8 protein-coding genes are annotated in these 13,531 nt (G+C 55.9%); all 8 read left to right on the top strand.

All coding sequences use genetic code 11. The annotated features are described in order from the left end of the window. Nucleotides 1-19: 19 nt before the first annotated feature. Nucleotides 20-820 carry a glutamine amidotransferase gene (locus GSQ81_RS17250; protein ID WP_254060271.1) on the top strand — a complete coding sequence of 267 codons (801 nt, stop codon included), beginning with the start codon at nucleotides 20-22 and terminating at the stop codon, nucleotides 818-820. An 83-nt stretch (nucleotides 821-903) separates the two neighbouring features. Beyond that, nucleotides 904-2,154, top strand: a complete 1,251-nt coding sequence (locus tag GSQ81_RS17245) for a TIGR03435 family protein (protein WP_254060270.1) — start codon at nucleotides 904-906, stop codon at nucleotides 2,152-2,154. Between the two features lie 36 nt (nucleotides 2,155-2,190). Further along, the gene (locus GSQ81_RS17240; protein WP_254060314.1) at nucleotides 2,191-2,970 is read left to right on the top strand and encodes a TIGR03435 family protein; all 780 of its coding nucleotides are present in this window, start codon (nucleotides 2,191-2,193) and stop codon (nucleotides 2,968-2,970) included. A 136-nt stretch (nucleotides 2,971-3,106) separates the two neighbouring features. Beyond that, complete coding sequence (locus GSQ81_RS17235) at nucleotides 3,107-6,154, top strand: TonB-dependent receptor (RefSeq protein WP_254060269.1); 3,048 nt, start codon at nucleotides 3,107-3,109, stop codon at nucleotides 6,152-6,154. Between the two features lie 21 nt (nucleotides 6,155-6,175). After that, nucleotides 6,176-8,266, top strand: coding sequence for a VWA domain-containing protein (locus tag GSQ81_RS17230; RefSeq protein WP_254060268.1), 2,091 nt, complete (start codon nucleotides 6,176-6,178; stop codon nucleotides 8,264-8,266). 227 nt (nucleotides 8,267-8,493) lie between these two features. Continuing rightward, nucleotides 8,494-10,191: an L-lactate permease gene (locus GSQ81_RS17225; protein WP_158911865.1), complete on the top strand. Its 1,698-nt coding sequence runs from the start codon at nucleotides 8,494-8,496 to the stop codon at nucleotides 10,189-10,191. Nucleotides 10,192-10,341: 150 nt separating this feature from the next. After that, nucleotides 10,342-11,307: a lipopolysaccharide assembly protein LapB gene (locus GSQ81_RS17220; protein ID WP_158911864.1), complete on the top strand. Its 966-nt coding sequence runs from the start codon at nucleotides 10,342-10,344 to the stop codon at nucleotides 11,305-11,307. Nucleotides 11,308-11,451: 144 nt separating this feature from the next. Further along, on the top strand, nucleotides 11,452-13,503 hold the full coding sequence (locus GSQ81_RS17215; RefSeq protein WP_158911863.1) for a beta-L-arabinofuranosidase domain-containing protein: 2,052 nt from the start codon (nucleotides 11,452-11,454) through the stop codon (nucleotides 13,501-13,503). The last annotated feature ends 28 nt before the right edge of the window (nucleotides 13,504-13,531 follow it).

Here is a 13,531-nt window from a genome sequence, read left to right as displayed (position 1 = left end):
GCTCTGCAACAGAGCGCGCTTGCGCATCCTGATTGGTCCCATAGACTTCAAAAGGGGCGCATGTCTATATAAACAGGCTACCAAATGCTGCATGTTTTATGGAGGGCTCATGCGAAAAGCGTTGGCACTGGTTCATCTCGCTTTCGAAGACCTGGGTTCGCTCGGGACGGAACTGACGCGTGCTGGTTACACAATTGAAATCATTGATGCCTGCACCGCGGATCTGCGCGCTATTGATCCCCTGACGCCCGATCTATTGGTGATTCTCGGAGGCCCGATTGGGGTGTATGAGCACGAAGCATATCCCTTCCTCCACGCAGAGATGGATCTGATACGCTCGCGGCTCGCTGAAAAACTGCCGACAATTGGCATCTGCCTCGGTGCCCAATTGATTGCGGCAGCGTCCGGGGCTTCGGTTTACCCGGGCACGCAAGGCAAGGAGATTGGCTGGGCTCCCATCCAGGCGGGCGCCGATGCAGCACTCCACCCTTTCTTCTCAGAGCTTCTCATTCCCGATTTACAGGTGCTTCACTGGCATGGCGATACCTTTGATCTCCCCGCGAACGCGCAGCACCTCGCCAGGACGGCAGCCTATTCAAATCAGGCTTTTGTGATCGGAGAGCACACGTTGGGACTTCAGTTTCATCCCGAGGTCACGGCACAGAACCTGGAGCGATGGTATGTAGGACACGCCTGCGAATTGGCTCATGCTGAAGTCAGCGTTGCACAATTGCGCGAAGACAGCCGGATCTTTGCGCCCAAGCTAGAGGCAGCGGCACAGCGGTTCTGGCAAAACTGGCTTAGTGGGATGGCTGACTAAAAGCGCAGCAATGGCTATTTGGCGTATTGCTGGTCAATCTTCATGTCAAAGGATATATTCCGGTGTTGAGGAAGAGGACAGCGATGATCGAATGGATTGCATGCAGGCGTAAGAGAGTCTCTCTGGTTGTAGCGGGATCGATGACCTTTGCGGCAGTGGCACTATGTTCGCCTGTGGGTTGGGCCCAGACACCCGCGACTACTCCTTCTGGACAAACTGCTTCGGGCGCGGTTCCGGCAAAAGAAGTTCATGCCCGAGGAGACATTGCCGGCAACTGGCAAGGGACACTGAATGTGGGTCAGCGATCACTGCGGATCATCCTCCAGATAGCCCGCGCAGATAAGGGCTGGAGCGCGAAGATGTACAGCATCGACCAGGGAGCGCAGCCCATCAATGCCTCTTCGGTTTCATTGGACGGCTCTGCATTCAAGTATTCGGTCGACCTGATCGGCGGTAGCTACCAGGGAACACTGAGCGGAGATGGCAACGTGATCACAGGATCCTGGACGCAGGGTAGCGCCCCCGTGCAACTCGATTTAGTACGCACAACCAGGGAGACGGCATGGGAGATTCCAGCGCCGCCGCCACCGCCGAAGCTGATGGCGGCAGACGCAGATCCGTCGTTTGATGTAGCGACGATTAAGCCGAACGACTCCGGAGCATCGCAGATGCAGGGGCTCACAGTAAGAGGCCGCGACTTTGCAACGCGCAATTCCTCTCTCGTCGATCTGATCTCGTTTGCCTACAACGTGCAGGCAAAACAGATTGTGGGCGCACCGGAGTGGATGGACAAAGACCGGTATGACATTGCCGCAGTGCCGGTGCAAGAGGGTGTTCCCAATCCCCAGCAGTTGCGGACCATGATGAAGAAACTGCTGGCAGATCGGTTCAAGCTGACGTTCCATCAAGAAAAACGAGAGCTTTCGGCGTACGTGTTGACGGTTGGCAAGAATGGGCAGAAGCTGAAGCCGACTGAACTCCCCGGGCCGTTGCCTGGCCTCGGCTTCCGGCCCGGCCCCGATGGGCTGCTGCTGATGATGCGGAATGGAACGCTGGAGGATTTTACGAGCTTTCTACAGACGCTTGTGCTGGATCGACCTGTAGTCGATCAGACTGGAATCAAGGGCAAGTTTGATCTTCAGTTCACATTTACCCCAGATGATTCGGAGTTCAATGGACATCCACCGCCGCTGCCCACGCAAACAGATAAGGCTAATACTTCGCCAGGTCTCTTCGAGGCAATTCAGCAACAGCTTGGACTGAAGCTGGACGCGGAAAAGACGCCGGTCGATGTGATCGCTATCGATCATGTAGAAAAGCCTTCAGCGAATTAGTAGCGCAGGCAATCTCAAGGAGAATGATTCCGGGTGATGACCGAATGGGACGGGCCTAATAGTCGGAATCGATTTCTGTTAGCCGCCAGCTGCGTGGCCTTCGCATTGTGGAGCGGAGTGTCCCTTTCGATCTCGGCACAAGTGCCGGTGGCTGCTCCGTCGTTCGAGGTGGCATCCGTGCGGCCAGTTCCAGCCGAACAAGGATATACATCTATCAGCCCATCGGGAGAGAGACGGTTTAGTGCAAGGAACGCCTCAATGAAGCTTCTGATTGAGATGGCTTTTGGAATTAACGACGATCAAATCTCCGGGGAAAAGCTGGATTGGCTTGATTCGAAGCTATACGACGTCGAAGCGGCGCCGGAGGGCGACGCTCCTCTGAGCTATGAACAGTTGAGACTTCCCTTACAGCACTTATTGGCCCAGCGATTCAATTTGACGTTCCATCGCGAATGGAAAAACTTGCCAGGGTATGCCTTGGTCGTTGCCAGGGGCGGATCGAAACTCACGACGAGCAAGGAAGTTTCTTCAACCGGATATATCTTGCAGGACGGAATACGAAGCCCAAGTATCTCCATGAAAAGTTTAGCTGCGATGCTGGCCCACCCGCTGGGACGACCAGTTGCTGATAAGACAGAGATCACCGGCAACTACGATGTTAAATTGAGCTTCGCGCCGGACGGAGCAACAGATTCTCTGTTTCCATCGATCTTTACGGCAGTGCAGGAGCAATTGGGACTGAAGCTGGAGCCACAGAAGGTGCCCGTGGAGATGCTGCTCATCGATCACTTGGAAAAATTGCCATCCGCAAACTAGAGCACGCCTTGTTTGCAAAAACGATAAACATATCCAAATTGGACCCATTCTAGGTCTTCTTTGGATATGATTGTCATCAATTCGATGCCGTCGAGAAATTGATGCTTGAGGAGTTGATTTGATTTCGCAGGGCCTTGTGAAGCGGGTACGTCTGGGACTATGCATGCTTGGGATGCTGGCGGCATCGAGCGCGGCGATGGCCTCGGAGTATCACGGGTTGGTCACCTCCGGAGGGCTACCGGTACCGGGCGCGACGGTAACGGTCACGCAAGGCAGTAAAAAAAACGTTGCGATAACAGATCTGCAAGGGTTTTATTCCTTCCCTGCTCTGTCTGATGGCCCGGCAACAGTCGACGTAGAAATGACAGGCTACACGCAGGTCAAGCAGGAGGTGACGATTGCACCGAACGTTGCCATGGGTAAGGCGGAATTGCAGTTACTCTCGTTAGAGCAGATAAGAGCTGCCTTGAAGCCCGTGTTGAGCGCGGGCATCGCAGAGGCACAAACCCGAAGCGAGCCGAAGAGAACAAGCGAAACGCCCAAACAGAAAGGCGAACCTGTGCCGCCTTCCGACGAGGTTGCGCAGCGCGCGGCGGAGGGATTGTTGATCAATGGCAGCGTAAATAACGCGGCCACATCGCGGTTCACGCTAGCACAGCGGTTTGGAAATACCGCCAGCGGCAGGTCACTGTATAGCTTCAGCCTCAATACGAGGCTCAACAACTCGGTCTTCGATGCCCGGTCGTGGTCGCCAACAGGGATCGATACCTCCAAGCCAGATACCAGCCAGATTACAGGCGGGTTTGCTCTGGAGGGACCGTTGAAGATACCCGGCCTGCTGCGCAATGGTCCCAATATCTTTGTGGGCTACCAGCGGACACGCGACAGTGTTGCCGTTACTACGGCGGGCCTGGTGCCGAACCTGGCGGAGCGGGATGGGGACTTCTCCCAGGCAGTGAATGCGCAGGGGCAGCCGGTCGTGATCTACGATCCAACGACAGGACAGCCCTATCCGGGAAACAGAGTCCCCATCAACCCACAGGCACGAGCGCTGCTCAACCTCTATCCGCTGCCGAACTTTACCGGAAGCTCACAGTACAACTATCAAATCCCGCTCATCACCGACACCCATAAAGACGCGCTAATCGCAACGGCAAGCAAAACCATCGGACGCAGCAACCAGATTACCGGCACCTTTGCCGCAACCAGCACACGCGAAAGCACCACCAACCTGCTTGGTTTTTTGGACACGACGGACGGCCTGGGGATGAGCAGCAAGATCAACTGGGCGCACACCCTCAACGCGCACATGCGCTTGAATCTCGGCTACCAATTCAGTCGACAGTCCACGCGGCTAACACCTTACTGGCAGAATCGCGAGAACATCTCGGGACAGGCTGGCATTACGGGCAACGATCAGACACCGACGTATTGGGGACCGCCAACACTCAATTTTTCCGGAGGCCTGACGGCGCTGACCGATGGCCAGAGCTCGTTCATCCGCAATGCGACCAACGGTGTCTCCTACATCATGAAGTGGAACCATTCGCCTCACAACATCACGGGGGGATTCGACTTCCGGCGGCAGCAGTTCAATTACCTGTCGCAGGCAAACCCGCGCGGCACCTTCAGCTTTACAGGCGCAGCGACAGCAGGCGGCGCGGCGAACAGCGGGTCAGACCTGGCAGATTTTCTGCTGGGTATTCCGGATGCGAGCAACATCGGATTCGGCAACCCGGACAAATATCTGCGGCAATCGGTCTACGACGCTTACCTGACCGACGATTGGAGAGTCACTCCCCAACTCACGATCGACGCCGGTGCCCGCTGGGAGTACGGTGCGCCGGTGACAGAGCTGAAGCGACGATTGGTCAACCTGGATGTGGCATCAGGATTTTCGGCAATCGCACCGGTACTGGCAAGCGATCCAGTGGGCAAGCTGACGGGACAGAGGTATCCGGCATCGCTGATGCGTCCTGACCGCAGCGGCGTGCAACCGAGAATCGGGATTGCGTGGCGGCCGATCCCTGGATCGTCGATGGTGGTCAATGCGGGATATGGCATGAACTACGACACCTCGGTCTATCAGAGCATCGCGATCCAGATGGCACAGCAGGCACCGCTTGCCAAAAGTCTGACAGTGCAGAACAGCGCAACGTGCCCACTGACACTGGCGAATGGGTTCGAACCGTGTTCCACGACAACACCACAAACCTTCGGTGTGGATCCAAATTTTCGCGTCGGCTATGTTCATACGTGGAACCTGAAGGTGCAGCGCGATCTGCCGGGATCATTGCAAATGGTAGCGACGTATCTGGGCATCAAAGGGACACGCGGCGTGCAGGAGTTTCTGCCCAACACGAATCCGATAGGAGCGGCAAACCCATGTCCAAACTGTCCTACAGGCTTCGAATACCTTGTTTCACAGGGCAACTCCACGCGTGAGTCCGGGCAGATCCAGTTGCGACGAAGACTGCACAGCGGCTTTACCGCGTCGGTGCTGTACACCTTCTCGAAGTCGATCGATGACGATTCCGCGCTGGGTGGGCAGGGAACCACGACTGAAAGTTCAACCACAGACACTCAGACGCAGAGCTCGGCCACAATTGCGCAGGACTGGCGCAACCTGAGCGGTGAGCGCGGTCTCTCGAACTTCGACCAGCGCCACCTGCTCAATGTGCAGGTGCAATATACGACAGGAATGGGGATGGCCGGAGGGTCGTTGATGACCGGATGGAGGGGGAGGCTCTACAAGGAGTGGACCGTGCAGACGCAGATTACCGCAGGCAGCGGTCTGCCTCAAACGCCAATCGATTCTTCCGTCGTGGTGGCGGGATATTCGGCCTTCGTTCGACCGAGCGTTACCGGCGAGTCGCTCTATGCCGCACCCCCGGGACTGTTTCTAAATCCAGGGGCCTATAAGGCACCTCCGCTGGGACAATGGGGCGATGCGCGCCGAAATTCAATCACAGGACCGAGCCAGTTTTCTTTGGATGCTGCGATGGTGCGCACCTTCCGTCTTAAGTCTAAGACGAATCTCGATCTGCAAATTGCCGCTACGAATATTCTGAACCACGTTACCTATTCCAATTGGCAAAATTCCATCACCAGCACGCAATTTGGATTGCCCGCAGCGGCAATGCAAATGCGTAGCTTGCAGACTTCTCTGCACCTGAGGTTCTAAAGTATGCGATGGCTGCTTACAATGATGCTTCTTGGAACGCTGACTGCCAGAGCGCAGGTGGTGGGACAGAATACGCAGCCGGCTGGCGACAATGGCGAATACACCATGTCTGTCAGCACGAAGCTGGTGGTCGAAGCAGTAAACGTCAAGGACAAACAAGGGAAGTCGCTCAGCGGGCTGACAGCGAAAGACTTCACCGTGACCGAGGACGGCGTGCCGCAGCAGATCAGCTTCTGCGAATATCAAAAGCTTCCTTCGGCTCCTCCCATTGCTCCGGCCAAGCCCGAGAACATTACGGTGTACAACCGGCTAGGCGTAACCCAGATCGCGACCGAGAAGCCAGGCGATGTGCGCTACAAGGACCGCCGGCTGATTGCGCTGTACTTCGATCTGACCGCGATGCCGCCCGACGACAAGCTGCGCGCGCTGGAGGCTGCCCAGAAGTTCATACGGACGCAGATGACGTCGTCGGACCTGGTGTCGATCATGCGCTACGGCGGCAGTTCCGTGGACGTGCTGCAGGACTTTACCGACGATCACAGTCGACTGTTGAGCATTCTGGAGACGCTGATCGTAGGCGAGAACCAGCAGAGCGCAGACCTCACGGACGATGCGGACACTTCTGATACCGGCGCAGCGTTCGGGCAGGATAGCGGCGAGTTCAATTTGTTCAATACCGACCGGCAGCTCTCCGCGTTGCAGACAGCAGCGAAGATGCTTGGGCGGTTGAGCGAGAAGAAGGTGCTGGTCTACTTCGCCAGCGGCATGACGCTGCATGGCGTCGACAACCAGGCGCAGTTGCATGCGACGATCGATGACGCAATTCGTTCGGGCGTGTCGTTCTGGCCTATCGACGCGCGCGGGTTGGTCGCTCAGGCTCCATTGGGAGATGCGACACAGGGGTCACCGGGCAACGCAGCCATGTACACGGGCACGGCTGCGCTGGCGGTGACGACGAGGATGCAGCAGTCGCAGGACACCCTCTATGCGCTGGCCGGAGACACCGGCGGCAAGGCGCTGCTCGACTACAACGACCTGACACGGGGTATCGTTCAGGCGCAGCAGAACATTACAAGCTATTACATCCTTGGCTATTACACGAGCAATGCGACGCTGGATGGGAGGTTCCGGCATATCAAGATCTCAGTGAATCCGGAGCTTGCCGCGAACCTCGATTACAGGCAGGGCTACTATGCCGGCAAGGTTTTCGCCAAGTTCAATGACGCCGATAAAGAGCGACAGTTGGAAGATGCGCTGATGCTTGGCGATCCGGTGACGGAACTGACCATTGCGATGGAGGTCAATTACTTTCAGTTCAACCGTGCGGAGTATTTCGTGCCGGTCGTGGTGAAAATTCCTGGCAGGGAGCTGGCGCTGGCCAAGAAGCGCGGTGCGGAGCATACGCTCATCGACTTTCTTCTCGAGGTGAAGGACGAGCTAGGCGGCAATATGACCGTCGAGAACATGCGCGACAACGTAAACATCAAACTCAGCGATGAGACGGCGGCGGAGTTGGCCAAACGGCCAGTGGAATATGACACTGGCTTCACGCTGCTGCCGGGCAAGTACACCATCAAATTCCTAGCGCGCGATGATGAGACGGGAAGGATTGGAACCTTCGAGACTCCGTTCGTCATTCCTAATCTCAACAAAGAAGAGAAAAGGGTGGCGATCAGCTCAGTCGTATTGAGTGGCCAGCAAGCCGATCTGAAGGACGCGATCTACAACGCGGCCAAAGCAAAAGAGCGAGCTAAAGACGAGGCAGCCAATCCGTTGGTGCTGAATGGGCAGAAGCTGATTCCAAGTGTGACCCGCGTATTTAGCAAGAGCCGCGACCTCTATGTCTACCTGCAAGCCTATGAGCAGGGCGCGACCGAGGTACAGCCGCTGATTGCGTTTGTGAGCTTTTATCAGGGACAGACCAAGGTGTTCGAGACGCAGCCCATGGAAATGGCGAGCGCAATGAGTAACTCCTTAAAGACAATGCCTCTCCGTTTCAGCATCGGACTGAGTCATCTTCCTGCGGGTGACTACAACTGTCAGGTAACGGTGCTCAATCCTGCCGGACAAAAGAGCGCGTTCTGGCAGGCGCCGATCACACTGGTCCCATAGTTAAAGATCCTGTGCCTTGCAGCGCACGCGACGGTTCGTCATCTACTGGGCATAGCAGCATAGATCACTTCTGCGATACCGCATCTTTTGCTTTCCAATTGACGATAGTTTGACCTTTATCTAGTCTCATCCGTATTAGATTTTGCACCTGAGCCACGACGGCGATGACAATTCATCAGGCCCAACTTGCCACTAATTCTCCATGTTGATCCAATTCGCTTATTGGGATGGCCGTTATCGTAATTTGGAATCAAACTTATTCGCTCTTCGGCCATGGATTGGCCCTCTCCGCAATCATTGCGGCGGCTCCTATTTTCACGCTGCTTATCTTATTGGGCATCATGAAGAAGGCGGCGTGGATTGCTGGCCTTGCCGGACTCGCTGTTACGCTCGTTGTTGCGATCGCGGGATACCATATGCCTCCGCTCCTGGCTACAAGCGCTGCGGTATACGGGGCAGCCTTCGGGCTATTTCCAATTTCATGGATCATCTTCTGGGCAATCGCCCTGTTTCGCGTGACCGTCGAGACAGGACAGTTTGAGGTCATCAGAGATTCCGTCGGCAGACTTACTCCTGATCCCCGTTTGCAGGCACTCCTAATTGCATTTGCCTTTGGCGCTTTCCTCGAGGGTGGCGCAGGCTTTGGAACTCCTGTCGCCATTGCTGCCACCATGCTTGTCGGGTTGGGATTTTCCGCATTCAGCGCATCTGCCATCTGCCTGCTTGCCAACACGGCGCCGGTGGCTTTCGGCTCGATTGGAATTCCTGTGATTACCTTGGCAGGCACAACTGGCCTCTCACTTGAAAAATTAAGTGGAGCCGTCGGTCGAATATGTGCGCCGATCTCTCTCATCATTCCCGCATACATCATCATGGCGACAGGAGGCTTTGTCTCCCTGTCCGGCATCTGGCTGCCAGCCCTGACGTGTGGAGCGGTCTTTGCAGGCGTTCAGTTTCTAGTTTCCAACTATGTGGGACCGCAGCTTACAGATATCCTTGCGGCACTTTCCTCGTTGGCTGCGCTTATTGTCTATCTGCGTTTCTGGCACCCGACAGGGCAGGAGTCCGGCCCCTCCATACGCAATTGTTTAGATCAGCCAATAGTACTCAAGGTCGATAGAGCCTCTGAACCAGAAGAAATAAGCGCCCCGATAGATCTTTCGACCAAAAACAGTCTGGGCAAAATTTTGTATGCATGGATGCCCTATGCCTTTCTTGTCATATGCGTTCTTCTTTGGGGAGTGGTGCCGATTCAGGCGAAGCTGAATCTCGTAAGTTTTTCTTTTCCATGGCCATTTCTGAATGACGTCGTACGGAAGATGCCACCCATCGCGGCAACGCCCACGCCCTATCATGCAATGTTCAGCATGAACCTGCTTTCCGCGGCCGGAACAGCGTGCATGGTCGCGACGTTCTTGGCAGCGATCTGTCTCAGAGTAAGCCCCCTGCGCTTTGCGCGCCTGCTGATAGCAGTGACTCGCCAACTCCTTCTCCCCATCTTGACGATCTCAGCCGTTTTGGCTATCGGGTTTCTGATGAACTACTGCGGTGCAACCGCAACATTAGGACTCAGCTTTGCCGCTTCCGGTGTGATGTTTCCGTTCTTCAGTCCCCTGCTGGGTTGGCTGGGAGTCTTTCTTACCGGTTCAGACACTGCCGCCAATGCGCTGTTCGGAAATCTGCAGGTCGTAACAGCAGGACGGCTCGGACTTGATCCTGTACTGATGGCTGCTGCTAACTCGGTTGGCGGAGTAATGGGCAAAATGATCAGCTTGCAGACAATCGCCATCGCCGCCGCGGCCACGGGGTTGTCCGTTCCCGATCAGTCGAGGCTCTTTCGATTCACCTTAAAGCACAGCATCTTTCTGGCAAGCCTCGCCGGCTGCCTGGCACTCATCTATACCTACGTCATTCACATCCGGTAAAAATGCACCTGGGCCGATGCAGCGCGCTCAAGAAGAGCATGACTCCATATTTGGCCTGCATGATTAGCGTGCACTATGATGTTTCATGCGCCGGTTGAAGCCGTATGGCCCGATTCGATGGTTCGGTGCAGAAGGATGCACTCTCCCTGCATGAAATTCAATCTTTCCTTTGCGCCCATTCTCTTGTTGTTTGCATTCAAAGCGCTTGGGGCCCAGCAACTCACTGTAAAACCGGCGGATGACTCTCTGACACAGGCCAGAGCATTGCTACAGGCTGGCGATCTTGCGAAGGCAAATGCCACTCTGACAAGCTATTTGGCCGAGCATATCGATTCGGCCGAGGCCCACTTTCTGCTGGGGTATACCTTATTTCTCCAGCAGAAGCCTACACAATCTCTTGAACAATACACCGCAGGGGCGCGCAACCAGCGGCCTTCGCCCGAAGACCTCAAGATTGTTTCCTTCGACTATGTCTTACTGGGCGACTACACAGACGCAGACAAGTGGCTCAGCGCAGTGGTAGCCGAAACGCCACAGGACGCGCATGCCTGGTACCTGCTGGGACGCGCGAAATATAACGAAAACAAATTTGCGGATGCCATCAACTGCTTTAACCATACGTTGCTCCTCAATCCACACGACGTAAAGAGTGAGAACAACCTGGGATTGTCGTATGAGGGGCTAAATCGCATTGAAGATGCGCGCAAGGCTTACATGGCGGCAATCCAATGGCAGCAGGATGCCTCCGCAAAGAGTGGACAGCCCTATCTCAATCTGGGTGTTTTGCTGACCGAGCAGGGCCATCCGGAGCAGGCGCTGCCCTATCTGCAACAGGCTACAACCCTCGAGCCTGCAAATCCTAAAACGCATGAGCAACTGGGACGCGCGTATCAGACTTTGCAGATGCTTCCGCAGGCAGAAAAAGAGTTGAAAGAGGCCGTCGGACTTGCGCCAGATGTTTCGGCGCTCCATTTCAGACTTGGGCAGATCTACCAGCATCTTGGACTCAAGCCGGAGGCGCAGAACGAGTTCGCCCTCTGCTCGAAGCTGAACAGCACCCATTCGTCCATCGACACACCGAACCCGGCGCAGCCAGACACAGTGCCCGCGAAATAATTGCATTGCATTTTGGAAAACACACAAAAATTACCTTCTCCCCCTTTCGATGCGAGATAGTTTGTGTGGTGCGCTTGGTATAACGTCTCCGCCAACGCAGTTGCATGCAAGCGATATAAAGTTGGATTTACATCGGAGTTTGAAATGAAAACGGTTTCCTCGTCCTTCGCCAGCCGCCGTCGTTTTCTGAAGCAAGCTGGAATTACCGCGCTAGCGTCACTTCCAGCCAGCAGCCGGGCTGTTCATGCGCTTTCGAAGGCCTCGGCCGCGATCGCTCCGGCACCGTCTAATGCAGCAGTCGAGAATCGCGCACCGCTCGCCCAGAATGCTTTCTACCAGCTTCCGCTTGGCGCTGTTCGACCTACCGGCTGGCTTCGGAGTCAGTTGCAGATTCAAGCCAACGGCCTCGGCGGACACCTTGACGAGACATGGGCCGACGTAGGCCCTAACAGCGCGTGGCTTGGCGGCACAGGAGAGGCGTGGGAGCGCGGCCCATACTTCATCGACGGCCTCATCCCTCTCGCTTATTTGCTTGACGATCCGCGGCTCAAAGCGAAGATCCAGAAATTCATCGACTGGACGCTGACAAACCAGGCCGCGAATGGAATGATCGGCCCTCACAGCAACGATGACTGGTGGCCGCGCATGGTGATGCTCAAGGCGCTCGTGCAATATGAGGAAGCCACCGGCGACCCTCGCGTCATTCCATTGCTCACACGCTACTTCGACTATCAACTTAAGACTCTGCCCACCCGGCCTCTCCGCGATTGGGGAAAGTTTCGCTGGCAGGACAATGCTCTCGTTGTCATCTGGCTCTACAATCGCACCGGCAACCCCAGCCTGCTCGAGCTCGCGCGTCTCCTTCACCAGCAGGGCTTCGATTGGAAGACCAATTTTGCTGACTTCAAATACACCCAGCGCATCACTCCGGAATTCATCAAGCTCAATGAGGGCGGCGGCTTGAAAGATGTCGCCCTCGCGACTCACGGCGTAAATAACGGTCAGGCAATTAAAGCTTCCCCAGTCTGGTCCGTTATATCGAACGACGAAACCGATCGGCAGGCAATCCACCAGATGCTTTCCGCGTTGGACAAATATCATGGCCTGCCCAACGGCATGTTCTCCTGCGACGAACACTTCGCAGGGCCGAACCCCTCGCAAGGCTCGGAACTCTGCACCGTCGTCGAGACCATGTTTTCGCTCGAACAATCGCTGGCCATCCTGGGTGATGCATCGCTCGGAGACCGCCTAGAGCGCATCGCCTTCAACGCTCTGCCCGGAACCTTCACCGACGATATGTGGGCGCACCAGTACAACCAGGAGCCCAACCAGGTGGAGTGCAGCCTCCACCACAAACCTTGGACGACAGATGGCCCCGAATCGAACCTCTATGGTCTTGAGCCGAACTTCGGCTGTTGCACTGCGAACTTTCACCAGGGCTGGCCAAAGTTCGCTGCAAGCCTTTGGATGGCGTCGAACGACGGCGGACTGGTTGCTGCTGCTTACTCGCCTTGCGAAGTCCGAACGACTATAAGGGGCACCGCAGTTCATCTGGTGGAAGAGACCGAATACCCCTTTAGAGAAACAATACGCATTACCGTAAACCCATCCGCATCCTTGAAATTTCCACTCCGGCTACGCATCCCCGCATGGGCTGGCGGCGCGACAATCCACATCAATGGAGAAGCACAGCCTGCTCCCGCAGTCGCCTCTTTTGTGCGGCTCGACCGCACCTGGAAGCCCGGGGATGTCATCGAACTGAAGCTCCCTCTCGCACCCAGGCTTTTATCCGGCTACAAAAATTCCATCTCGCTCGAACGAGGTCCGCTGGTCTTCTCCTATCCCATCGGCGAAAGCTGGGTGAAGTTGCAGGACCGCGGAATGACTGCGGACTGGCAAGTCTTCCCCTCTACCTCATGGAACTATGCTCTCGCGGTAGACGAGGCGAGTGTGAGTAGGCTGCCTATTCACGAACAACCCGTCGGCGCATCTCCCTTCAGCCTGAATGGCACGCCTGTCACATTGCAGGTAAGCGCGCACAAGCTGCCACAATGGCGTGCGGTCGATGGCGTTGCCGATCCCGTGCCGGAAGGCCCTGTCGCCACCGATCAGCCGGAAGAACAGATAACGCTTGTTCCCTATGCCGCCGCGAAGCTGCGGATCACCGCATTCCCGCGAGTCAAAAGGGCTCTGTAAATGCAGGCATTGTGAGTCGCGCCTCTTG

The sequence above is a fragment of the Granulicella sp. L56 genome (assembly GCF_009765835.1).
In the GTDB taxonomy this organism is placed as follows: Bacteria; Acidobacteriota; Terriglobia; order Terriglobales; family Acidobacteriaceae; genus Edaphobacter.
The sequence above is the reverse complement of the archived record's forward strand: the minus strand, read 5'-3'. Positions and strand labels throughout refer to the sequence as shown.

Bases quoted from the DNA above. Each gene is read 5' to 3' on its own strand.
- GSQ81_RS17245 (WP_254060270.1), top strand. From the start codon at position 904: ATGATCGAATGGATTGCATGCAGGCGTAAGAGAGTCTCTCTGGTTGTA.
- GSQ81_RS17240 (WP_254060314.1), top strand. From the start codon at position 2,191: ATGACCGAATGGGACGGGCCTAATAGTCGGAATCGATTTCTGTTAGCC.
- GSQ81_RS17230 (WP_254060268.1), top strand. From the start codon at position 6,176: ATGATGCTTCTTGGAACGCTGACTGCCAGAGCGCAGGTGGTGGGACAG.
- GSQ81_RS17225 (WP_158911865.1), top strand. From the start codon at position 8,494: ATGGCCGTTATCGTAATTTGGAATCAAACTTATTCGCTCTTCGGCCAT.
- GSQ81_RS17220 (WP_158911864.1), top strand. From the start codon at position 10,342: ATGAAATTCAATCTTTCCTTTGCGCCCATTCTCTTGTTGTTTGCATTC.
- GSQ81_RS17215 (WP_158911863.1), top strand. From the start codon at position 11,452: ATGAAAACGGTTTCCTCGTCCTTCGCCAGCCGCCGTCGTTTTCTGAAG.